General features: G+C 69.3%; 23 protein-coding genes. 19 read left to right on the top strand and 4 right to left on the bottom strand.

From position 1 onward, the window contains the following. Positions 1-18 precede the first annotated feature (18 nt). Positions 19-537, bottom strand: a complete 519-nt coding sequence (locus DS843_RS23135; RefSeq protein ID WP_149471197.1) for a hypothetical protein — start codon at positions 535-537, stop codon at positions 19-21. 196 nt (positions 538-733) lie between these two features. Here DS843_RS23135 and DS843_RS23140 point away from each other — a divergent pair, with 196 nt between their 5' ends. Then, positions 734-1,054: a con-10 family general stress protein gene (locus DS843_RS23140; protein ID WP_149471198.1), complete on the top strand. Its 321-nt coding sequence runs from the start codon at positions 734-736 to the stop codon at positions 1,052-1,054. A 78-nt stretch (positions 1,055-1,132) separates the two neighbouring features. On the opposite strand, the gene leuB is transcribed toward DS843_RS23140, so the two are convergent. Together leuB and leuD are read right to left on the bottom strand one after the other, a co-directional pair. Beyond that, positions 1,133-2,248, bottom strand: a complete 1,116-nt coding sequence (gene leuB, locus DS843_RS23145) for a 3-isopropylmalate dehydrogenase (protein WP_149471199.1) — start codon at positions 2,246-2,248, stop codon at positions 1,133-1,135. Between the two features lie 70 nt (positions 2,249-2,318). Next, complete coding sequence (gene leuD, locus DS843_RS23150) at positions 2,319-2,930, bottom strand: 3-isopropylmalate dehydratase small subunit (RefSeq protein ID WP_149471200.1); 612 nt, start codon at positions 2,928-2,930, stop codon at positions 2,319-2,321. A gap of 255 nt (positions 2,931-3,185) precedes the next feature. Here leuD and DS843_RS23155 point away from each other — a divergent pair, with 255 nt between their 5' ends. The 7 genes from DS843_RS23155 to ftsY all read left to right on the top strand — a co-directional run bounded on the left by DS843_RS23155 (position 3,186) and on the right by ftsY (position 10,307). Beyond that, entirely contained in the window at positions 3,186-4,823 is a 1,638-nt protein-coding gene (locus tag DS843_RS23155) for a hypothetical protein (protein WP_286192271.1), read from the top strand. A gap of 112 nt (positions 4,824-4,935) precedes the next feature. Next, on the top strand, positions 4,936-5,910 hold the full coding sequence (locus DS843_RS23160; RefSeq protein ID WP_167525435.1) for a glycosyltransferase family 2 protein: 975 nt from the start codon (positions 4,936-4,938) through the stop codon (positions 5,908-5,910). Between the two features lie 2 nt (positions 5,911-5,912). Further along, the gene (locus DS843_RS23165; RefSeq protein WP_149471202.1) at positions 5,913-6,347 is read left to right on the top strand and encodes a GtrA family protein; all 435 of its coding nucleotides are present in this window, start codon (positions 5,913-5,915) and stop codon (positions 6,345-6,347) included. 155 nt (positions 6,348-6,502) lie between these two features. Then, positions 6,503-6,838: a hypothetical protein gene (locus DS843_RS23170; protein WP_149471203.1), complete on the top strand. Its 336-nt coding sequence runs from the start codon at positions 6,503-6,505 to the stop codon at positions 6,836-6,838. 95 nt (positions 6,839-6,933) lie between these two features. After that, positions 6,934-7,794, top strand: coding sequence for a diaminopimelate epimerase (dapF, locus tag DS843_RS23175; RefSeq protein WP_149471204.1), 861 nt, complete (start codon positions 6,934-6,936; stop codon positions 7,792-7,794). Positions 7,795-7,801: 7 nt separating this feature from the next. Further along, positions 7,802-9,061: a tRNA (N(6)-L-threonylcarbamoyladenosine(37)-C(2))-methylthiotransferase MtaB gene (gene mtaB, locus DS843_RS23180; protein ID WP_149471205.1), complete on the top strand. Its 1,260-nt coding sequence runs from the start codon at positions 7,802-7,804 to the stop codon at positions 9,059-9,061. Positions 9,062-9,329: 268 nt separating this feature from the next. Next, positions 9,330-10,307, top strand: coding sequence for a signal recognition particle-docking protein FtsY (gene ftsY / locus DS843_RS23185; protein ID WP_475849352.1), 978 nt, complete (start codon positions 9,330-9,332; stop codon positions 10,305-10,307). 13 nt (positions 10,308-10,320) lie between these two features. Here the strand turns inward: ftsY and DS843_RS23190 are convergent, their stop codons facing one another. After that, positions 10,321-10,728, bottom strand: a complete 408-nt coding sequence (locus tag DS843_RS23190; RefSeq protein WP_149471207.1) for a hypothetical protein — start codon at positions 10,726-10,728, stop codon at positions 10,321-10,323. 103 nt (positions 10,729-10,831) lie between these two features. Between DS843_RS23190 and DS843_RS23195 the strand changes: the two genes are divergently transcribed. The 11 genes from DS843_RS23195 (at position 10,832) to DS843_RS23245 (ending at position 23,078) form a co-directional block, all read left to right on the top strand. Next, positions 10,832-12,355 carry an AMP nucleosidase gene (locus DS843_RS23195; RefSeq protein WP_475849346.1) on the top strand — a complete coding sequence of 508 codons (1,524 nt, stop codon included), beginning with the start codon at positions 10,832-10,834 and terminating at the stop codon, positions 12,353-12,355. A gap of 95 nt (positions 12,356-12,450) precedes the next feature. Beyond that, the gene (locus DS843_RS23200) at positions 12,451-13,485 is read left to right on the top strand and encodes a lipid A-modifier LpxR family protein (protein ID WP_475849348.1); all 1,035 of its coding nucleotides are present in this window, start codon (positions 12,451-12,453) and stop codon (positions 13,483-13,485) included. Between the two features lie 51 nt (positions 13,486-13,536). Then, positions 13,537-14,106, top strand: a complete 570-nt coding sequence (locus DS843_RS23205) for a septation protein A (protein ID WP_149471209.1) — start codon at positions 13,537-13,539, stop codon at positions 14,104-14,106. Positions 14,107-14,141: 35 nt separating this feature from the next. Further along, complete coding sequence (gene puuE / locus DS843_RS23210; RefSeq protein ID WP_149471210.1) at positions 14,142-15,059, top strand: allantoinase PuuE; 918 nt, start codon at positions 14,142-14,144, stop codon at positions 15,057-15,059. Positions 15,060-15,240: 181 nt separating this feature from the next. After that, the gene (locus tag DS843_RS23215; RefSeq protein WP_149471211.1) at positions 15,241-16,404 is read left to right on the top strand and encodes an SPOR domain-containing protein; all 1,164 of its coding nucleotides are present in this window, start codon (positions 15,241-15,243) and stop codon (positions 16,402-16,404) included. 219 nt (positions 16,405-16,623) lie between these two features. Beyond that, on the top strand, positions 16,624-17,040 hold the full coding sequence (locus DS843_RS23220; protein ID WP_149471212.1) for a response regulator transcription factor: 417 nt from the start codon (positions 16,624-16,626) through the stop codon (positions 17,038-17,040). Next, positions 17,037-19,253, top strand: coding sequence for a 3'-5' exonuclease (locus DS843_RS23225; RefSeq protein WP_149471213.1), 2,217 nt, complete (start codon positions 17,037-17,039; stop codon positions 19,251-19,253). Before DS843_RS23220 ends, DS843_RS23225 begins: the two co-directional genes overlap by 4 nt. Further along, a complete protein-coding gene (locus DS843_RS23230; RefSeq protein WP_149471214.1) occupies positions 19,250-19,483 on the top strand; it encodes a hypothetical protein in 234 nt (77 codons plus the stop codon). Before DS843_RS23225 ends, DS843_RS23230 begins: the two co-directional genes overlap by 4 nt. A 1-nt stretch (position 19,484) precedes the next feature. Further along, positions 19,485-22,223: a sensor histidine kinase gene (locus DS843_RS23235; protein ID WP_149471215.1), complete on the top strand. Its 2,739-nt coding sequence runs from the start codon at positions 19,485-19,487 to the stop codon at positions 22,221-22,223. A 181-nt stretch (positions 22,224-22,404) separates the two neighbouring features. After that, positions 22,405-22,716: an STAS domain-containing protein gene (locus DS843_RS23240; protein WP_149471216.1), complete on the top strand. Its 312-nt coding sequence runs from the start codon at positions 22,405-22,407 to the stop codon at positions 22,714-22,716. Continuing rightward, entirely contained in the window at positions 22,713-23,078 is a 366-nt protein-coding gene (locus DS843_RS23245; RefSeq protein WP_167525432.1) for a response regulator, read from the top strand. Before DS843_RS23240 ends, DS843_RS23245 begins: the two co-directional genes overlap by 4 nt. Positions 23,079-23,109: the final 31 nt, after the last annotated feature.

A 23,109-nucleotide genomic window follows, 5' to 3' on the forward strand; every position in this document is an offset into this window, starting at 1 on the left:
CGCCTTCATCGCGCTGTATCAGGAATCGCGGCGCGCCTGGGCGTCCTTGACGAACTGCGACACGCGCCCGATCTCGCGCGGATCGGTGTCCACCGTCCGGCGCCCGCTGGGGATGGACCGCATCCCCTTGCGCGGGGTGCGCCCGGGCGACGGGTGCCGGGGCTGCGCGTCCTTCCTGCGCTTCAGCGCCTCCTCAAGGTTTGCCTGGATGATCTCGCGGCGCCGCTCGGCGCGGAACCGCTCCAGCCGTCCGTTCACCCGTTTCAGGGCGCGCGCGTAGACCTGCTTCTTGGCCGACAGGCCGCGCTCGCTGGCGTCCGCCGCCTGCTGCCCGGTGCCGGCGGCCTTGCCGCGGCGCCCGCGGCGGCGCGAGGCGATGATGTCGCGCGCCCGGTCGCGCTCCCCGCGCAGCCAGCGGGCCAGCGACAGGGTCTCGTCCGGTTCCAGGGACGCCAGATCCGGATAATGGCTGCGGCGGACCTGCTCGAACTCCTTTTCCGAAAGCAGCCGCCGTTCGGCCGCAAGCTCAACTCCCATCGTCAAACCTCCCGGTTCATGGTCCCGCTTCGGCTTCACCCCATCCGGTCAACCGTTCGGGGTGGAGGGCGTTCCCGTCAGCCGTCCGATTCGCCGCCTGCCACTTATGGGTGCCGACGAATTCGGGATCACGCCCCGTGCGGAACCAAGTCGCACCCCATCGGTTTCCGACATGTGGCAGAGGTGGAGGTTGAAGATGGCCTCGAAAGACAACGGCCAGAGCGAAGGCCAAACCGGGAGCGGTCGCACGTCGAACCGCGGCTTCGCGTCGATGGACCGTGACCGGCAACGCCAGATCGCCAGCAAAGGCGGGGAAAGCGTGCCAGCGGACAAGCGCAGCTTTTCCAAGAACCCGGAACTCGCCGCGGAGGCGGGGCGGAAGGGCGGACGAAGCGTGCCGGCGTCCTCCCGCAGCTTTTCCAAGAACCCGTCCCTGGCCGCCGAAGCCGGGCGGAAGGGCGGGCAGGCGAGCCATGGCGGGCGCGGGGCCGCCATACGCCCCGGCGAAGGCGACTGACGGCAACGACGAAAAAAGCCCCTCTCCGGATCGGAGAGGGGCTTTTCTTTCGGCGCGTTATCCGTTCCGCGGGGCCCGTCAGGAGGCCAGCTTCTCCAGCTCGCGCAGGATCGAGTCGCCCATGACGGTCGTGGAGCAGCGGGCCATGCCCGGCGCCATGATGTCCGCCGTGCGCATGCCGCCCGACAGGACGTTCTGCACGGCCCTCTCCAGCATCTTCGCCTCCTCGTCCATGTCGAACGAGTAGCGCAGGCACATGGCGAAGGACAGCAGCGTGGCGCAGGGGTTGGCGAGGTCCTTGCCCGCGATGTCCGGGGCGGAGCCGTGCACCGGCTCGTACAGGGCCTTGCGGTGGCCGTTGGCGTCCGGCGCGCCGAGCGAGGCCGACGGCAGCATGCCGAGCGAGCCGGTCATCATCGCCGCCTCGTCCGACAGGATGTCGCCGAACAGGTTGTCGGTGACGATCACGTCGAACTGCTTCGGGTTCTTCAGGAGCTGCATGGCGCCGTTGTCGGCGTACATGTGCTCCAGCGTGACGTCGGAGAATTCCTCCTGATGGAGCTTCGTGACTTCCTGGCGCCACAGGAGGCCCGATTCCATCACGTTGGCCTTCTCCATCGAGTGGAGCTTGTTGCCGCGCTTGCGCGCCAGCTCGAAGGCCACGCGGGCGACGCGGCGGATCTCGCTGGTCGTGTAGACCTGGGTGTTGACGCCACGGCGCTCGCCGTTGCCGATGTCGGTGATGCCGCGCGGCTCACCGAAATAGACGCCGCCGGTCAGCTCGCGGACGATCAGGATGTCCAGGCCCTTGATGATCTCGGGCTTCAGGGTCGAGGCGTCGACCAGCGCGTCGAACACCACCGCCGGGCGCAGGTTGGCGAACAGGTTCAGCTCCTTGCGGAGCGTCAGCAGGCCGGCTTCCGGACGCTTGGTGTAGTCGGTCGGGTTGTCCCACTTCGGGCCGCCGACCGCGCCCAGCATCACCGCGTCCGCGGCCAGCGCGTCGGCCAGCGTCTCGTCCTTCAGGGGCACGCCGTAGGCATCGATGGCCGCACCGCCGACCAGCCCTTCGGTGACGTCGAAGGTGACGTTGCGCTTGCGGTCGAGCCAGTCGATGACCCGGCGCACCTGGCGCATGACCTCCGGACCGATCCCGTCGCCGGGCAAAAACAGAAGCTTCTTGTTGGCGGGCATGGCGCACGCACTCCCCATTGGAGACTTTATCAGTATCAGTGTTGTCTAATCCGCGAGCCGGCGGACCGGATCAGCCCCACAGCCAGGGCTGGCCGCCGCGCTGCTTGCCTTCATACTGGTCGATGAAGGCGGCCTGCTGCATGGTCAGGCCGATGTCGTCCAGCCCGTTCAGCAGGCAATGCTTGCGGAAGGGATCGACCTCGAAGGCGATCTTGCCGCCGTCCGGCCCGGTGATTTCCTGCTTCTCCAGATCCACCGAAACGATGGCGTTCGACCCGCGCGAGGCGTCGTCGAGCAGCAGGTCCACCTGCTCCTTCGGCAGCCTGATCGGCAGGATGCCGTTCTTGAAGCAGTTGTTGAAGAAGATGTCCGCGAAGCTCGGCGCGATGATGCAGCGGATGCCGAAATCGGCGAGCGCCCACGGCGCATGCTCCCGCGAGGAGCCGCAGCCGAAATTGTCGCCCGACACCAGGATCTTGGCGCTGCGGTAGGCCGGCTTGTTCAGGACGAATTCCGCGACCTCCGCGCCGTCCGGGGTGTAGCGCATCTCGTCGAAAAGATGCTTGCCCAGCCCGGTCCGCTTGATGGTCTTCAGGAATTGCTTGGGAATGATCATGTCGGTGTCGACGTTGATCATCGGCAGCGGCGCCGCAACACCGGTGAGTACCGTAAACTTTTCCATCGCCAGAATCCTGTCGCGCAAAGAGGCGCAAGCGTGTGCATGCGGATTTCCGGTGAATAGCAGACCCGTCCGGCCAATGCCAGAGGAAGCTTGCCGCAATCCCCGCCCGCGCGGCGCGATTCCGTATCCCGGAACACAGCCGGACGAAACGAAATTGCTTCCAATTTCCCTCCGCCACTCTCGAAGCCGCCTCCGGCCCGGCATCCGGTCCTTGATGCGGGCCGCCCCCTCGCCTACCAAGGAGCCGACATTCCCTTGGGCTCCGCCACCTCCATGACGCTTCTCCCGACCGCCCGCCGCCCGCGCACCGCGGCGCTCGCCTTCCTGCTGCTGGCGCCGCCGCTCTACGGCCTGTTCGGGCTGGCGCTGGGCATGGACGCCAACTGGGACTTGCGGAACTACCACTGGTACAACGCCTACGCCCTGCTGACCGGGCGGCTGGGGATGGACATGCTGCCGGCGCAGATGCCCAGCTTCTACAACCCTCTGCTGGACCTTCCCTTCTATCTGCTGGCCACCCATCTGCCGGCCCGCGCGGCGGGATTCGTCTGGGGGACGCTGCATGGGCTGAACCTCGCGCTGGCCTTCCTGCTGGCCCACGCCACGCTGCGCACCGGCACCGCCTGGGGGCGGGTGGCGCTGGCCGCGCTGCTGGCGGTCATGGCGGGCTTCGGCGGCGGCACGCTGGGGCTGCTCGGCACCACCTTCCACGACAACATCGTCAGCCTGGGGGTGCTGGGCGCGCTGGTCGCGGTCGCGGGGTCGCTGCCGGGGCTGATGGACGGGCCGGCGCCGGGAGCCTTCGCGCGGGTCGTGGGGGCGGGGTTGATGGCCGGGGCCGCGATGGGCGCGAAGAATCCCACGGTGATCTACGCCGTCGGGCTCTGCCTCGCCTTCCTGGCGCTGCCGGCGCGGCCCTGGCGGCGGCTGTGGCTCTCCTTCTTCTTCGGCGTCGGGGTGCTGGGCGGCTTGGCGCTGTGCGGCGGCTTCTGGATGGCCAATCTGTGGGTGGAGTACGGCAACCCCGTCTTCCCGCACATGAACCACGTCTTCAAGTCGCCCTTCGCAGCCCTCTCCGGCTACGTCAACGTCAGCTTCTTCCCGGAGTCGCGGCTGGAGCGGCTGTTCTTCCCCCTGGTCTTTCCCTTCGCCCCGCTGAAGGTCGGGGAGGTGCCCTTCTTCGACCTGCGCGTCCTGGTGCTGTTCCTCCTGGTGCCCGTCGCCGCGGCGCTGGCTCTGCTCGGGCGGGCGTTCGGGCGGCCTTCCGCAGATTTGGCGGACAGGGCCGCCACCCGCTACCTGCTGACCGCCATGGCGGTGGTCTACGCGCTGTGGGTGGCGATGTTCTGCATCTACCGCTATCTGGTGCCGCTGGAGATGCTGGCCCCGCTCGCCATCGTCATGGCCGCCGGGCTGCTTCCGGTGCCGCGCCGGGCGGCGCTTGCCCTGGCGGCGGCGCTCCTGCTGCTGGTCCAGGCCACCGCCCGTCCCGCCGATTGGGGCCGCGTGCCGTGGAGCGCCCATTGGGTGGAGGCCCAGGTGCCGCCCATCGGGTCCCCGGACGACACGATGGTGCTGATGGCCGGCTATTGGGCGATTTCCCACGTCATCCCGGCCTTCCCGCCGCGCATCCCCTTCGTGCGCATCCAGTCCAACTTCCTTCAGCCGGATTCGGTCGGCAATGGCTATCTCGCCCTGCTGACGGACAAGGTGGCGGCGCATCGCGGACGCTTCCTGATGCTGAGCACCATCCCCGACACACCGGGCGCTGCGAAGGCCGCCGCCCTGCTGGGGCTGCGGGTGGATCAGGACGACTGCCGCACCATCCCGAACAACCTTGGCGAGCCGCTGAACCTCTGCGCCGTGCAGCGAATGGAGAACCATAAAAGGTGAGTGGATTAAATCAGGCGACTGTGCTGTTTAACTCCACACCGGCACCGTTTCGAAGCGCATCGCCATGACCGTCTCCACCATCGACCGCCCCGCAACGACCGCAGCCCCGGCCATGGACCCTCATTCGGCGCCCGTGGCGGCGCCCATCGTCGCGGTGCTGATCCCCTGCTACAACGAGGAGGCGGCGATCGCCGCCGTCGTGCGCGACTTCCGGGCGGCCCTGCCCGACGCCACCGTCTACGTCTACGACAACAACTCGTCGGACCGCACGGTGGAGGTGGCGAAGGCCGCCGGAGCGGTGGTCCGGCACGAGCCGTTGCAGGGCAAGGGCAACGTCATGCGCCGCATGTTCTCCGACATCGAGGCGGACGTCTATGTGCTGGTGGACGGCGACGACACCTACCACGCCCCCTCCGCCCCGCTGATGGTGAAGCGGCTGTGGGACGACCAGCTCGACATGGTCAACGGCGCCCGCGTCACCGAGATCGTGAAGGCCTACCGGCCCGGCCACCGCTTCGGCAACAAGCTGCTGACCGGCATGGTCGCGCTGATCTTCGGCAACCGCATCGGCGACATGCTGTCCGGCTACCGCGTCTTCTCGCGGCGCTTCATCAAGTCCTTCCCGGCGCTGGCCAGCGGCTTCGAGACGGAAACGGAGCTGACCGTCCACGCGCTGGAGCTGAACATGCCCATCGCCGAGATCAAGGCCCCCTACAAGGACCGCCCGCCGGGCTCGCACAGCAAGCTGAACACCATCCGCGACGGCGTCCGCATCCTGCGCACCATCGTCAATCTGGTGAAGGAGGAGCGGCCCCTGCCCTTCTTCTTCGCCATCTTCGCGGCGCTGGCCGCGGCGTCGGTGATCCTCGCCTGGCCGGTGGTGGCGACCTATCTCCAGACCGGGCTGGTGCCGCGCCTGCCCACCGCCGTGCTGTCCACCGGGCTGATGCTGCTGGGCTTCCTCAGCCTGACCTGCGGGCTGATCCTGGACACGGTGACGCTGGGCCGGCGCGAGGCCAAGCGCATGCGCTACCTGTCCATCCCCGCGCCGGGTGTCCATCCGGTCCGCAAGGCCGCCGGGTCCTGACCATGGGCGGTCTTCTCAGCGCCCTGACCGGCAGCCGCCTCGGGCCGCTGGCCGTGCAGTTCGGCAAGTTCGGCCTCGTCGGCGTGGTCGGTCTGGTGGTGGACACGGCGGTCGTCTACGCGCTGGTGTTCGGGGCCGGGCTGGAGTTCTTCGCCGCCCGCATCCCGGCCTATCTGGCCGCCGCCACCACGACCTTCGCGCTGAACCGCGCCTTCACCTTCCGCGGGGCCGCCGACGCGCCGCTCCACATCCAGTGGGCCAAGTTCCTGGCCGCCAATGCCTTCGGCGGGGCGGTGAACTACGGCGTCTCGGTCGGGCTGGAGGCCGCCCTGCCGCTGGCCGAGGCCCACCCGGTGCTGGCCGTCGCCGCCGGCTCCCTGGCCGGCATGGCCCTGAACTTCGCCGCCTCCAAGCATCTGGTCTTCAAAGGCGCCTGACGAAAGGCGCCCGGAAAGGGGCGCCCCTCCATCCGGATATGACCGGAAGCGGCATTGTGCACCGCCGCAGACACCCGACCTCCATGAAATGGGGCGCATCCTTCGGGAAAGGCCCCCTTCACCGCCCTGCCTCGGCGAGGAGCCGGGAGGTTGCCATGAACAACAGCGATGTGCTGTGGGCCTGGGTGGCCGGCGTCACCGTGTCGCTGGCCCTGCTGGCCGGACTGTCCGGCGCGGAGGGACCGTCACCCCACCCCGCTGACGGACATTTCATGCTGCCGGAGGTGGCGATGGGCGCCGCGGGCTGGGATTACGAGGCGTGGGAGCGCACCGGCGGAACGCCGCCGCGGCCCGAGTCGGGCGATGCGCTCGCCCGGATGCTGGATCTGCTGGAAGGCGTGATGCCCGCAGCCGACGCAGCGTCGCCCGATGCCACCATGCCCGATGGGGACATGGCGGACACGGACACCGGCACGGTGGAGACGCAGTGAACTCTTTGCCGTGAACTCTTTGCCGTGAACTCTTTGCCGCGGCCCCTCCGTGCGGCCATGGACTCCGCGGGTCCGGTCGCCATATAACGGCGGTCATGACCCGCGAATTCCTGAAGATGCACGGGCTCGGCAACGACTTCGTCGTGATCGACGCCCGCAACACGCCGTACGCGCCGGCCGAGGCCGAGGTGCGCGCCATCGCCGACCGCAAGACCGGGGTGGGCTGCGACCAGTTCATCGTGATCGAGCCGGCGAAAACGGAAGGCACCGCGGGCTTCATGAGAATCCGCAACGCCGACGGCGGGGAGGTGTCGGCCTGCGGCAACGCCTCGCGTTGCGTCGGCTGGCTGCTGATGGAGGAAACAGGGGCGGAGCGCGTCGCCTTCGAGACCAACGCCGGCATCCTGGAAGCCTTCCGCGCGGACAACGGGCGCATCACCGTGGACATGGGTCCGGCCCGCCTGGATTGGGCGCAGATCCCGCTGGCCGGTCCGGCGGACACGCTGCGGCTGGACGCGGTGTCGCACGGCGGCTTCGCCGGTCCCACCGCCGTCAGCATGGGCAACCCGCACGCCGTCTTCTTCGTGGACGACGCCGAGGCCGTTCCGCTGGCCGAGGTCGGCCCGGTGTTCGAGCATCACCCGGCCTTCCCGGAACGCACCAACGTGGAGTTCGTCCAGATCCTGTCCCCCGGCAGCGTCCGCATGCGGGTGTGGGAGCGCGGGGCCGGCATCACCCAGGCCTGCGGGACCGGCGCCTGCGCCACCGCGGTCGCCGCGATCCGCCGCGGGCTGACCAACCGCAAGGTCGACGTGATCCTGGACGGCGGCACCCTGACCATCGAATGGCTGGAGGACGGCCGCGTCCTGATGACCGGCCCGGTCGCCCTCAGCTTCTCCGGGCGGCTGTCTCCGGATCTGACGGCGTCCCTGATCGACGACAGCCCCTTTCAGTGACAGAGTAATGAGCGACACCGTGTCCAACGAGCCGGAGATCGTCACCTTCGGCTGCCGCCTCAACACCTACGAATCCGAGGTGATGCGCACCCACGCCCGCAACGCTGGGCTGGGGGACGTCGTCATCGTCAACACCTGCGCGGTAACCTCGGAGGCCGAGCGGCAGGCCCGGCAGACCATCCGCAAGCTGCGGCGCGAGCGCCCGAACGCCCGCATCGTGGTGACCGGCTGCGCCGCCCAGATCGACCCCCAGCGCTATGGCGCCATGCCGGAGGTGGATCAGGTCCTGGGCAACCAGGAGAAGCTCCAGCCCGAAAGCTGGGGTCTGGCTCCGGCGGAGAAGGTGCTGGTCAACGACATCATGTCGGTCAAGGAGACCGCCGGCCACCTGATCGGCGGGTTCGAGGACCGGGCGCGCGCCTTCGTCCAGGTCCAGCAGGGCTGCGACCACCGCTGCACCTTCTGCATCATCCCCTATGGCCGCGGCCCCTCGCGCTCCGTCCCCATCGGGGCGGTGGTGGAGCAGGTGCAGGCGCTCGTGAAGGCCGGCTACAACGAGGTCGTGCTGTCCGGCGTGGACATCACCAGCTTCGGCCCCGACCTGCCGGGCACGCCGACCCTGGGGCAGATGGTGCGCCGCCTGCTGGCCCTGGTTCCGGAACTGCCGCGGCTGCGCCTGTCCTCGCTCGACTGCATCGAGATCGACGACGACCTGTGGCGCCTGATCGAGACGGAACCGCGGCTGATGCCGCACCTTCACCTGTCGCTCCAGGCCGGCGACGACATGATCCTGAAGCGCATGAAGCGCCGCCACAGCCGCGCCGACGCCATCGCCTTCTGCAACCGCGTGCGGTCCTTGCGCCCCGACATGGTGTTCGGCGCCGACTTCATCGCCGGCTTCCCCACGGAAACCGACGAGATGTTCGAGAACACGCTGCGGCTGGTCGAGGAGTGCGGCCTGACCTGGCTGCACGTCTTCCCCTACAGCCCGCGCCCCGGCACCCCCGCCGCCCGCATGCCGCAGGTGGACGGCGGCGTCCGCAAGGAGCGCGCGGCCCGTCTGCGCGCTCTGGGCGCCGAGGCGGAAGCCCGCACCCTCGCGTCCCTGGTCGGGCGCGAGGTGTCGGTGCTGGTCGAGAAGGATGATCTGGGCCGCACCCAGCACTTCGCCGAAATCCGCCTGGGCACGTCCCAAACCCCCGGCTCCGTCCTGCGCGCCATGGTCACCGGATTGGCCGACGGCAAGCTGACCGGCACCCCCCTTTGAGAACAGTGGACACGCCATGATCCTGCGTTGGTTCGGCCGCAAGAAGCCCGAAGAGGAAGCCCGCAAGGACGAGCCGTCCGCCCCGCGTCCGGAAGCGGTCCCCGCCGAGCCCGCGCCTGCGGAGCCCGTCGCCGAGGAACCGCCCCCCGCGCCTGCGCCCGAGCCGGTGCCCGAGCCCGAGCTGCCGCCCCCGCCCGCGGTCGAGACCCCGCCCCCGCCCCCTGTCGCCCCGCCGTCCGGACCGGAGGAGCGCGAGGACGCACCGGAGATCGTCCGCGAGGAAGCGCCCGCCGCCTTCGCCGCGGAGGAGGAAAAGCCCAAGAAGGGCTGGTTCGCGCGGCTGAAGGACGGCCTGTCCAAATCCTCGTCCAAGCTGACGGAGGGCATCTCCGGCATCTTCACCAAGCGCAAGCTGGACGACGAGGCGCTGGAGGAGCTGGAGGAGCTTCTCATCACCGCCGACCTCGGCCCGACCACGGCGGCCAAGGTGACGGCGGAGCTGGCGCGCACCCGCTTCGGCAAGGAGGTCAGCCCGGAGGAGGTCAAGGCCACGCTCGCCGCCGAGGTGGCGAAGATCGTCGGCCCGGTCGCCAGGCCGCTGGAGATCGACGCCGCGCTGAAGCCCCACGTCATCCTGGTGGTCGGCGTCAACGGCACCGGCAAGACCACGACCATCGGCAAGCTGGCGCGCCAGTTCCGGGCCGAGGGCAAGACGGTCATGCTGGCGGCGGGCGACACCTTCCGCGCCGCCGCCGTCAGCCAGTTGAAGATCTGGGGCGAGCGCACCGGCTGCCCGGTGATCGCCCGCGACACCGGCGCCGACGCCGCCGGCCTCGCCTTCGACGCGCTGGAGGAGGCGCGGCGCCAGGGCGTGGACATCCTGCTGATCGACACCGCGGGCCGCCTTCAGAACAAGGCCGGTCTTATGGAGGAATTGCGCAAGATCGTCCGCGTCATCAAGAAGGTGGACGAGAGCGCCCCGCATACCACCCTGCTGACGCTCGACGCCACCACCGGCCAGAACGCGCACAATCAGGTGGAGGTGTTCCGCGACATGGTGAACGTGTCCGGCCTGATCCTGACCAAGCTGGACGGGTCGGCGCGTGGCGGCGTCCTGGTTTCGCTGGCCGAGCGGTTCAAGCTGCCGGTGCATGCCATCGGCGTCGGCGAAGGCGTCTACGACCTGCGACCCTTCGACGCCGACCAGTTCGCCAAGTCGCTGATGGGGTTGGAGGAGGTGCGCTGAGCCCCTCCCGGCGTCAGCCCCCCTGCGCGCTGCGGCCGGGCGGCGGCGTGTAGCCGAGCGTGGTGGGCTGGCGCCGGCTGATTTCCTCGACCCGGCCACGCAGTTCGTAGAATTCGGCCGCCGACGGCATGGCCGCCAGCTTCTCGTCGATGCGGATCATCATGGGCATGAGGTGAGACAGCATCGACTTGATGTCCGTCACCTCGCCACGCAAGGCATGAACCTCGCCGCGCAGAGTGCCGACTTCGCCGCGCAGAGTGCCGACCTCGCTGCTCAGCGCCAACTGGCCGGTGCGCAGGACTCCGACCTCGTCACGCAAGGTGTGAACTTCGCCCCGCAAGGTGCCGACCTCGCCGCTCAGGGTCATCTGCCCATGCTCCAGCCGGCTCAGCCGCTCGCGGAACTCGTCGTCGGTCATCATCGCCTCTGAGGAACGTCCATCGGTTGAAGGATAGGCGCATGCATTCGCATTGTCGAGTCCGCCTCCATGCGGCCTTTCCTCCGGGCCGGCGAGTGTCTATCTGATGAACATGACGCACCGCACACCGCTTCCCCCCGGTCCCGTCGAGCAATTCTCCGACGCGGACGCCGCCCTGGCCCTCGTCAAGGACCTCTACGACCGCAACACCGCCTATCTGCGGGACCGCTTCGCGGCCTTCACCGGCGGCAAGGACGGCGGGCGGCGGGAGCAGGCGCATTACCCCTATGTCCGGCTGATGACCGCCTCGGCGGCCACGGTGGACACGCGTCTGGCCTACGGCTTCGTCGAGGGGCCGGGCACCTATTCCACGACGCTGACCCGCCCGGACCTGTTCGACCGCTACTACCGCGAACAGTTCTCGCTGCTGCTGCGCAACCACCATGTCCCGCTGGAGGTCGGCGTCAGCGACGAGGCCATCCCCATCCACTTCGCCTTCCCCCAGGGCATGCATGTGGAGGGCGACCTGACGCCGGAACGGCTGACCGGTCTGCCCGACCTGTTCGACCTGCCCGACCTTGCCCGCATGGACGACACCATCGTCAACGGCACCTACGAGGAGTCGCTGGACGCGGTGAAGCCGCTGGCGCTGTTCACGGCACCACGGGTGGACTTCTCGCTGCACCGGCTGCGCCACTACACGGCGACGGCGCCGGAGGATTTCCAGAACTTCGTCCTGTTCACGAATTACCAGTTCTATGTGGACGAGTTCATCCGCATGGCCCGCGAGATCATGGAGCCGACGTCCGACCCGGATCTGGCGGCCTACCGCAGCCAATACGACCGCTTCGTCGAGCCGGGCGGTGTCGTCACCTGCAACGCCAACCTGGGCGGCGATCCCGGCGATGCGCCCGTGAACGGCGCCCGGCTGCTCCGCCTGCCGCAGATGCCGGCCTATCACCTGACCCGCCCGGACGGGAACGGCATCACGCTGGTCAACATCGGCGTCGGCCCGTCCAACGCCAAGACGATCACCGACCACATCGCCGTCCTGCGCCCGCACGCCTGGATCATGCTGGGCCACTGCGCCGGGCTGCGCAGCACGCAGCGGCTGGGGGACTATGTGCTGGCCCACGGCTATGTCCGCGACGACCATGTGCTGGACGCCGACCTGCCGACCTGGGTGCCCGTTCCGGCGCTGGCCGAGGTGCAGCGCGCCCTGGAAACCGCGGTGGAGCGGGTGACCGGCCTGTCCGGCTACGCGCTGAAGAGCATCATGCGCACCGGCACGGTGGCGACCATCGACAACCGCAACTGGGAACTGCGCGACCACCGCGAGCCGCTGATGCGCTTCAGCCAGAGCCGCGCCATCGCCCTGGACATGGAAAGCGCCACCATCGCCGCCAACGGCTTCCGCTTCCGCGTTCCCTACGGCACGCTGCTCTGTGTCTCCGACAAGCCGATGCACGGGCAGTTGAAGCTGCCGGGCATGGCCGACCGTTTCTACCGTGAGCGGGTGGACCAGCATCTGAAGATCGGCGTGCTGGCCATGGAGCTTCTGCGGGAGCATGGCATGGAAACCCTGCATTCCCGCAAGCTGCGCAGCTTCGCCGAGGCCGCCTTCCAGTAAGCCGTTCCGCCTTCATCCGAAAGTGCAGGCGCCAAAGGGTGCCCATGCACTATGTTAGGGTGCTCGGCAACGGAGGGAAGTGGAAGGCTATGGCCGTGCGTGCAGGTTGGAGCGTCGTCGCAGCCCTATCCATCGGGCTGACGGCAGGCCCGGTGCTGGCCCAGGACGGCGCTTCGCAAACGGGCACCACCCCCCGCTCCGGCCCGTCCATCGGCTTTTGGGTCGACAACGACCTGTTCGGCGGCGGGACTGACCGCTACTACACGAACGGTTTCCAGTTCCACTACGTCTCCGGCGACCGCCCGACCTACGGCAACATCGACTGGCTGGCCAACCTCGTTCCCTGGATCGGGGCGCACGGGGTGCGGCGCTACGGCATCGCCTTCGGCCAGAACATGTACACCCCCAGCGACATCACCAAACCGAACCCCGATCCGACCGACCGCCCCTACGCCGGCTGGCTGTACGGGCGCCTCTCCGTCATTTCGGAGGAGACGCGGCAGGTGGACCGCATCGACCTGGATGTCGGCATGGTCGGCCCGGCCTCGCTGGCGGAGCAGACCCAGAAGGCCGTGCACCGCGTCGTGCCCGGCGCCCGCTGGCCGGAGGGCTGGGACTACCAGCTCAAGAACGAGCCGGGCATCATCCTCAGCTACGAGCATGTCTGGCGCGCGGAACGCCCCACCCGCATCGGCCCCTTCGAGGCGGACATCAGCCCCCACGTCGCGGGCAGCGTCGGCAACGTCCTGACCTTCGGCGGGGCGGGCGTCACGCTGCGGCTGGGAGGCAACATGGCGCCGCCGGTCGGCGCGCTGATCCTGCGCCCGACCTCCAGCATCCCCTATCAGGACGACGTGGCCGCGGGCGGACCGCGCCCGCCCTTTTCCTGGTACGTCTATGCCGGGGCGGAGGGGCGCGCCATCGCCCGCAACATCTTCCTGGACGGCAACAGCTTCCGCGACAGCCGGTCGGTGGACAAGAACAACTTTGTCGCCGCCTTCCAGCTCGGCCTTACGATGCGCTACGGCCCGTTCGGCGTCTCCTACGCCCAGAATTTCCTGACGCCGGAGTTCGAGGGGCAGAAATCGATGACCAACTACGGCTCCATCCGCGTGTCCTACCAGTTCTGACCGGCCCGCTTCCCTCTTTATCCGGACGCCGGTTCGGTCTATGTGAGGTTCATGAACCAATACGCCCGACTGCTGATCGAAGCCGGCCCGCTGGCGGCCTTCTTCATCGCCAATTCCCAGGCCGGCATCATGATCGGCACCGCCGTGTTCATGGTGGCGACCAGCATTTCCGTCCTGATCTCCTGGCGGTACGAACGGAAGGTGCCGGTGATGCCGGTGGTCGGGGCGGGCTTCGTCCTGCTGTTCGGCGGGCTGACGCTGTGGCTTCAGGACGACCTGTTCATCAAGATCAAGCCGACGCTGGTCAACCTGCTGTTCGCCGCGGTCCTGTTCACGGCGCATCTGACGCGGCGCAACGTGCTGAAGCATGTCCTGGGATCGGTGCTGAACCTGTCCGACGCCGGGTGGCGCACGCTGGCGATCCGCTGGGCGTGGTTCTTCCTGCTGCTGGCCGTGCTGAACGAGGTGGTGTGGCGCAGCATGACCACCGACGCCTGGGTGAACTTCAAGGTGTTCGGCATCATGCCGCTGACCCTGCTGTTCAGCGCCTTCCAGGCTCCGCTGATCCTGCGCCATCAGGTGCCGGAGGAGCAGCCGGCCGAGAAATCCTCCGCTTCCTGATCCCTCCCCCGCCCTTCCCTGACGGAGCGCTCCTCATGTCCCAGAGCTACCCGCGCGACCTGATCGGCTACGGTTCCCATCCGCCGCACGCCAACTGGCCGGGCGGGGCGCGGGTGGCGGTGCAGTTCGTCATCAATTACGAGGAGGGTGGGGAGAACTGCGTCCTGCACGGCGACCCCGCGTCGGAAGCCTTCCTGTCGGAAATCGTCGGCGCCCAGCCCATCGTGGGCATGCGGCACATGAACATGGAGTCGATCTACGAATACGGGTCCCGCGCCGGCTTCTGGCGGCTGCACCGGATGTTCACGGAGCGCGGCCTGCCGGTGACCGTCTACGGCGTCGCCATGGCGCTGGAGCGCAACCCGGAGGCCGTCCGCGCCATGCTGGACGCCGGGTGGGAGATCGCCACCCACGGCTACCGCTGGATCGACTACCAGCATCTGCCGGAGGAGGTGGAGCGCGAGCACATGCTGCGCGCCATCGAGATCCACACCCGCGTCACCGGCTCCCGCCCGCTCGGCTGGTATCTCGGGCGGTGCAGCCCCAACACCTGGAAGCTGGTGTCGGAGGAGGGGGGCTTCCTCTACAACGCGGACAGCTACGCCGACGACCTGCCCTATTGGGACGACCGCTTCGGGCGCCCGCAACTGATCGTGCCCTACACGCTGGACGCCAACGACATGCGCTTCGCGACCAACCAGGGCTTCAACACCGGCGAGCAGTTCTTCACCTATCTGAAGGACAGCTTCGACGTGCTGTACGCCGAAGGGGCCGATCAGCCGAAGATGATGTCGGTCGGGCTGCACTGCCGTCTGGTCGGGCGCCCGGGGCGCGCCGCGGCGCTGGCCCGCTTCCTCGACCATGTGCGGGGCCACGACAAGGCGTGGGTCGCCACCCGGCTGGACATCGCCCGTCACTGGATGGCCGAACACCCCTACCGGTCGGCGGCCTGAGCGGGGAAAGGACGTCCGGAAAGAGGTCCCGGCCCAACTTTCTCACGCCAATTCGTCGCATCGCCGTTTGAACGAACGTCGAAATACAGTAGAAGGTCTTTGGATCGTGGCGCGGCCCTTCGGGGCCGCGTTCCCGTGACTGCCGACTCCTTGCGATCTTCAACTGGGTGCGCACGCCGCCGTGACGTTCAAGGATGAGATGAAGGCCGCCGGACAGGCGGCGGAGCACAAGGCGGACGCCCCCACCGGTGATGCCGGGGAGCGGGACGACATCGCCCGCCTTCTGCGCGCCCTCAACGACGATCTGAAGGCCGATCCGGCGGAAGACGGCGACGACGACCCGCTCGCCCCGGACGCCGGGCGGAAGGCGGAGCGGCATCTGCCGATCGGCAAGATCGCCGCCGCGCTCGCCGCCGCCGTGGGCATCGGCGCGGCTGTCGTAATGCTGGACCAGAGCGGGGAGCCTCCGCCTGCACCGCCCGCGCCGCTCATCACCGCCGTTCCCAGCGCGCCCGCGACCGGCGGCGCCTCGCCCAACGCCACGGCACTGGCTCCCGCCCCGGCCAAGCCGGAACCGCTCATCACCCGCGCGGCGCCCGCACCGGCGCAGCAACCGCCGGCCCCACCGATGCAGACGCAGACCGTCGTCGCACCGGCGCCCACCGTGACGCCGACAGTGACGCCGCCGCCCGTGGCGCTGCCGCAGATTCCGCCGCCCGCCCTGAAGGTGCCGGAGCCGCCGTCCCTGCCGCCCCCCGCTCCCGCCGCCGTCACCCGGCCGACGGACCCCGCGCCGCACGCCATGGAAACGGCGGAGAGCGCAAAGCCCCACGCCCATGCTCCGGCTCCCGCCGCTCCACAGGCGGTACCGGCGGAGACCGCCAAGGCACCGGCCGCCGCGAAGCAGGAAACGGCGGAGCTTCAGGCCATGCTGTCGGCCCCGCCCCCGCCGGCCGCGGCCCAGCGGCAGGCCGCCGCGCCGCGCCCCGCGCCGCAGCCCCCCAAGCCCGCGCCGAAGACCGCCTCCACCCCGCCCGCCACGGCCCCGTCCTCCGGCGTGCTGACGCCCCCGTCGTCCGCCGTGGCTGCGCCCGCCGCCGTTCCGGACGGGCGTTACGCCGTGCAGGTCGGCTCCTTCCAGCAGGCCGACAACGCCGAAGGGCTGGTCCGCCGCCTGCGCGGCCTCGGCTTCAACGCCTACGCGCTCGACTGGACCGACGCACAGCAGCGGTCCTGGCATGTGGTCCGCGTCGGCGGCTATGCCGACACGGCGTCCGCCCGGCAGGCCGCCGCCGGGCTGAAGGACAAGGTGGAAGCGCAGCCCATCGTGGTCTCCACGCGCTGATCGCAGGCAACGGCAGCGCCGCGACAAACTGTCGCCCCCTCCATTTCCGCTTCTTTCCTTTGGGAATGCCCGTCCGCAATTTCGGTGTTGCGGGCGGGCTGCGTCTTGATCTGTCGTTCTCCTTGCCGCTAACATGGGGTTGAACAGGCACGCATATTAGAACAAGCGCAGCCGCAAGAAGCCGGCGCATCAGACCGGCGAACCGGAGGAAACCCTGGTATGAAGCCGACGATCCTGGTCGCCGACGATGAGCCCAGCATCGTCCTGTCCCTGCAGGTTCTGTTGCAGAAGGCGGGCTTTGCCGTGCGCATCGCCCGCAACGGCGAAGAAGCCCTTCAATCGGTTGCGGAAAGCACGCCCGACCTGATCCTGCTGGACGCGATGATGCCGCGGCGCGACGGGTTCGACGTCTGCCAGTCGCTGCGCGCCAACCCCGCCTACCAGTCGCTGCCGATCATCATGCTGACGGCCAAGAGCCGCGACGTGGAGCGGCAGAAGGGCATGGCGCTGGGCGCCACCGACTACATCACAAAGCCCTTCTCCACCCGCGACCTCGTCACCACCGTCCGCAAGTACCTCAACCCGGAAGGCACGCCGGGCAGCGCACAAGGCGGCGATGCGGAGCCCCGGCCATGAGCGGGCCGGCGACGGGAACCGGAAACGCCGGTGCAGCGCCGACACCGGTTGCGGCGGCCCCGGCGGAGCCGCGCCGGATCATTCCCCTGGCCTTCCGCGCCGCCGGAGTCGGCCTGCCCCTGCTGTCGGTCGGCGCCGCCGTCGGCTTCGGCGGAGAGAACGATCCGAACGCCTTCATCTCCTACGCCTTCGTCATGACCGCCGCCGCCACCGTCACGGTCTGGGGCCTGTGGGGGCTGGTGAGCCAGCGGCTTCTGCGCGCGTCGGACACGCTCAGCCGCGAAATCGGGCTGGTCGCCCACGGCGCGGCGGACGGCAAGGCCGGGGCGCGCATTCCGGTGGCGCGCTACGGCGACCTCGCCCCGGTGGCGAAGGCCGTCAACGAACTGTCGGACAAGCTGGCCGCCGCCCGCCGCGACACCGCGCGCATCGTCGCCGAATCGACCGCCAAGGCGGAGGAGCAGAAGACCCGCCTCGCCGCCGTGCTGCGCGACCTGCATGAGGGCGTGCTGGTCTGCAACCTGAAGCACCAGATCCTTCTGTACAACCAGACGGCGCTGGACATCCTGCACCTGACCGGCGACCTGGGGCTGGGCCGCTCCCTGCTGCATTTCGTGGTGGCGGAGCCGGTCACCCACACGCTGGAGCGGCTGACCCTGCGCGTGCGCGAGGGGCGGCACCTCAACCACGAGCATGGAACCGCCGCCCAGTTCGTCGGCGCCACCACCGATGGGCGCATCCTGCTGACCGGGCAGATGAGCGCCATCCTCCAGGACCCGCCGGAGGGGTCGGACGAGCCGCCGACGATAACGGGTTACGTCATCACCCTGTCGGACGCGACCAGCGAACTGGCGGCCCTGGGCCAGCGTGACGCCCTGCTGCGCGAGGCGACGGAGGGTTTCTGCGCCCCCATCGCCAACCTGCGCGCGGTGCTGGAGACGCTGGAGGACACGCCGGAACTGGGACCGGAGGAGCGCGCCGCCTTCCAGGCCGCGCTGATGGACTCGTCCAACAGCCTGTCGGAGCGGCTGGCCCACGTCACCAACGAATACCGCAGCGTCGTCACCGGCTCCTGGCCGATGAGCGACATCCACTCCAACAACCTCATCAACCTGATCCGTCACCGCGTCGGGCCGGACGCGCAGTATGGCGTGACCCTGACCGGCCTGCCGCAGTGGGTGCACGGCGACAGCTACAGCCTCGTCATCCTGTTCGGCTATCTGATCGAGTATGTCTACGCGCTGACCGGGGTTCCCGCCTACGACCTGTCGGTGGAGGCCGAAGGCAACTGGGTCTATCTGGACATCACCTGGCGCGGCCCGTCGGTGCCCAGCGGCATCGTGGACAGTTGGCTGGACCACCCGCTTCCCGACGCGCTGGGCGGCCTGACGGTGGGCGACGTGCTGCAGCACCACAAGAGCACGATGTGGAGCGAGCCGGTCAAAGGCCCCGGATCGGGCGACGAGCTGCTGTCGCGCCTGCGCGTCCCGCTTCCGCCCGCGCTGAAGCCGCCCTCGGCCCACACGGCGACGCGCGGCGCGGCGCGGCCCGAGTTCTTCGACTTCAACCTGCTGCACCAGCCGCTCGCCACCAGCGAGCTTGGCCGCACACCGCTCGACCAGCTCCATTACGTGGTCTTCGACACCGAGACGACGGGCCTGTCCCCCAGCAACGGCGACGAGATCGTCCAGATCGCCGCCGTGCGCGTCGTCGGCGGGCGCATCCTGACGGGTGAGACCTTCAACACGCTGGTCAACCCGAAGCGGACCATCCCGCCGGAGTCGATCCCCTTCCACGGCATCACCGACGCGATGGTGGCCGACAAGCCGACCATCGACAAGGTGCTGCCGCAGTTCCGCAACTTCGTGTCCGGCGCGGTCCTGATCGCCCACAACGCGGCCTTCGACCTGAAATTCCTGAAGATGAAGGAGAAGGCGTCGGGCGTGCGGTTCGACAGCCCGGTGCTGGACACCATGCTGCTCTCCCGGATGCTGCTGGGCGAGGGCGGCGACCACACCCTGGACGGCATCGCCGAACGGCTGGGGATCGAGGTGGTGGACCGCCACACGGCGCTGGGCGACAGCCTCGTCACCGCCGCGGTCTTCCTGCGCATGGTGGAGATGCTGAAGGAACGCGACGTCCGCACGCTCGACGACGCCATCCGCGGCGCGAACATGATCGTCGAACTGGCGGCGCGGGAGCGCGCCTTTTGACCGGCGGGGCCGCTCCGCCCCCCGCACCTCCCCCGCCGCGCCGGGCGGGCGCCGACCGTCTGATCGCCCTGTTCCTGTTCGGGCTGGTCGCCTTCAACCCGCCGCTTCTGCGCGTCTTCGGCGCCGGTGACACGCTGTTCGGCCTGCCGTTGCTGTACCTGTACGCCCTGGGTGTGTGGGGCGGGGTGATTGCGCTGTTCGCGGTGCTTCTGGAACGCAGGGGGCATTGACATGCCCTGGCCCACCATCGTCGCCGCCAGCTTCGCCTACCTGCTCCTCCTCTTCGCCATCGCCTGGTGGGCGGACCGGCGGGCGGACGCGGGGCGCAGCGTCATCGCGTCGCCGTACGTGTACGCGCTCTCCCTGGCGGTGTACTGCACGACCTGGACCTTCTACGGCTCGGTCGGGCGGGCGGCGTCGCTGGGCATCGGCTTCCTGCCGATCTATCTCGGCCCGACCCTGCTGATGCTCCTGGGACCGCTGGTGCTGCGCAAGATCCTGCGCATCGCCAAGGCGCAGCGCATCACCTCCATCGCCGACTTCCTGGCCTCCCGCTACGGGCGCAGCCAGGGGCTGGGCGGGCTGGTGGCGCTGACCGCGGTGATCGGGGTGACGCCCTACATCGCCTTGCAGCTCAAGGCCGTCGCGGTCAGCTTCGACGTGCTGTGGGGGACCGACCCGTCCGGCACCACCGGCGGCCTGTCCCTGCCCTTCGTTCTGGACAACGCCTTCTACGTGGCCATCGTCATGGCGGCCTTCGCCATCATGTTCGGCACGCGCCACATCGACGCCGCCGAGCATCACGAGGGCATGGTGGCGGCCATCGCCTTCGAATCGGTGGTGAAGCTGGTGGCCTTCCTGGCGGTCGGCGCGGCGGTGGTCTGGGGGATGCACGACGGACCGGCCGAGCTGTTCGCGAAGGCGGCGGAGCATCCGGAGATCCGCAGCCTCTTCACCTCCGCCCCGGCGCTGGCGGACGGGTCCTGGCTGACCATGACGATGCTGTCCATGGCGGCGGTGCTGTGCCTGCCGCGCCAGTTCCAGGTGACGGTGATCGAGAATGTGGACGAGCGGCACCTGACCCGCGCGCTGTGGCTGTTTCCGCTCTACATGCTGCTCATCAACCTGTTCGTCCTGCCGGTGGCGGTGGCGGGGCTGATGCGCTTTCCCGGCCACGCGGTGGACCCGGACATGTTCGTGCTGGCGCTGCCGCTGGCGGCGGGGAGCGATTGGCTGGCGCTTCTGGCCTTCGTCGGCGGGCTGTCGGCGGCCACCGGCATGATCGTGGTGGAGGCCATCGCCCTGTCCACCATGGTGTGCAACGACCTCGTCATGCCGATCCTGCTGCGCGCCCGCAGCGCCCGGCTGGAGCGGCTGCACGACCTGTCGCCGCTGCTGCTGACGATCCGGCGCGCCGCCATCGTGGCGATCCTGCTGCTGGGCTACCTGTATTTCCGCATCGCCGGTTCCGCCTACGCGCTGAGCGCCATCGGGCTGATCTCCTTCACGGCGGTGGCCCAGTTCGCTCCGGCGCTGGTCGGCGGCGTCTATTGGGCGGGGGCGACCCGGCGCGGCGCGCTGGCGGGGCTCAGCGCCGGCATCCTGATCTGGGCCTACACGCTGCTGTTGCCCAGCTTCGCGCGCTCCGGCTGGCTGCCCGCCGCCTTCATCGACCAGGGCCCCTGGGGGATGGCTCTGCTGCGGCCCTACGCCCTGTTCGGGCTGGAGGGGATGGACCCGCTGACCCATGCGCTGTTCTGGAGCATGCTGCTGAACATCGGTCTCTACGTCGTCGTCTCCCTGCTCGACCGGCCCGGCTTGGGGGAGCGGGCGCAGGCCACCGCCTTCGTGGAGGTGTTCCAGCACCGCGACACCCCCCTGCCCGCGGGCGCGTGGCACGGCAAGGCCACGGTCGGCGACCTGCAGCGGATCGTCGCCCGCTTCCTGGGGCCGCAACGCGCAGAGGCCGCCTTCGCCCAGTTCGCCCGCCGCAACGGGGCGCTGGAGCCGGACCGCCGGGCCGGGGCGGAGCTGGTGCGCTTCGCCGAACGGCTGCTGGCCGGGGCCATCGGCGCCGCCTCCGCGCGGGTGGCGCTCGCCTCCGCGGTCGAGGGTGGGGAGGTCAGCTATCCCGAGCTGATGCGGATGCTGGACGAGACCAGCCACGTCATCGAATACAGCCGCCAGCTCGAACACAAGACGGCGGAGCTGGAGCGCGCCTCCGCCGCGCTGCGCGCCGCCAACCTGCGGCTGAAGGAGCTGGACCGGCTGAAGGACGAGTTCCTGTCCACCGTGACGCACGAGCTGCGCACGCCCCTGACCTCCATCCGCGCCCTGACGGAGGTGCTGCACGATAACCCCGACATCGAGCTGGAGCAGCGGCAGGAGTTTCTCGGCCTCGTCATCACGGAGAGCGAGCGGCTGACCCGCCTCATCAACCAGGTCCTCGACATGGCGAAGATCGAGGCGGGGGAGATCGTCTGGAAGGTCGCCCCGATGGACCTGGGTGCGGCGCTGGAGCAGGCGGCGGCGGCGACCGCCCGGCTGTTCCACGAGCGCGGCATCGCGCTGGAGGTCGCCATCCCGCCCGGCCTGCCCCCGGTGCGCGGCGACCACGACCGGCTGGTGCAGGTGGCGGTGAACCTGCTGTCCAACGCCGCGAAATTCACCCCGGCGGGCGGCCGCGTTTCCCTGATCGCGGCGGCGGAAGGCGACCACCTGCGCGTGTCCGTCACCGACAGCGGCCCCGGCATCGCCCCGGAGCATCAGGCCATCGTCTTCGAGCGCTTCCGGCAGGTCGGCGACACCATGACCGACAAGCCGCAGGGCACCGGCCTGGGTCTGGCCATCTGCAAGCGCATCGTCGAACATCTGGGCGGGCGCATCTGGGTGGACAGCACTCCCGGCGCCGGCTCCACCTTCGCCTTCACCGTGCCCCTGGCGGGTGCGGAGGTGGAAACCGCGACCTGAATCAATCACAACGTGAAACAATCGCGGCGCACCCTCAGATAACGCCGCGGTTGACTCAGGTCAGTCCAGTTGCCTTAACGAATCCTTATACGTGTTCCTGGCAGGGTTTTTGACAAATGCCGGACATGCTAAAGCCCATCCGGATCGGGTTCTGCCCAGCCGGGTGGCAAGGAGACGAGCGGTGACTTTGATCAAGTGGAGCGACGAAGGAGGGCCGGTGCGGCTGGGCCTGCCCAGCGATCTCGACCTCGCCATGGCGCAGCCCCTGCTGGACAGCCTGCGCGCCGGCTTCGCCGCCTCCGACACCGTGATCGCCGAGGCCGGGGCCGTGGAACGGGTCAGCACCGCCTGCGTCCAGGCGCTTCTGGTCGCCTCCCGGCATGCCGCCGAACACAACCGGACGTTCGCCATCGCCCAGCCGTCCGAGGTCCTCGCGGAAGCCTGCGAGGATCTCGGGCTGGACGGCTGGTTGAAGCAATGGAGCCAAGCGTGAAGAAGAAGGTACTGACCGTCGACGATTCGCGGACCATGCGGGACATGGTCTCCTTCACGCTGAAGGGCGCCGGCTACGACGTGGTGGAGGCCGCCGACGGGCAACAGGCGCTGGGCGTCATCGGTGCCAACAAGGTGGATCTCGTCATCACCGACCTGAACATGCCGGTCATGGACGGGCTGACCCTGATCCGCCGCCTGCGCGCCACCCCGGCGCACCGCACGCTGCCCATCCTGATGCTGACCACCGAGGCCGACGACAAGAAGAAGGCCGAGGGACGCGCGGTGGGGGCGACCGGCTGGATCGTGAAGCCCTTCAACCCGGAAAAGCTGATCTCCGTCGTGCAGAAGGTGTGCGGCTGACGCCGCGTCCTGGCTTTGTGAGGGCACGCCC

Origin of the sequence: Roseomonas genomospecies 6 (assembly GCF_008365375.1) — a bacterium.
GTDB lineage: Bacteria > Pseudomonadota > Alphaproteobacteria > Azospirillales > Azospirillaceae > Azospirillum.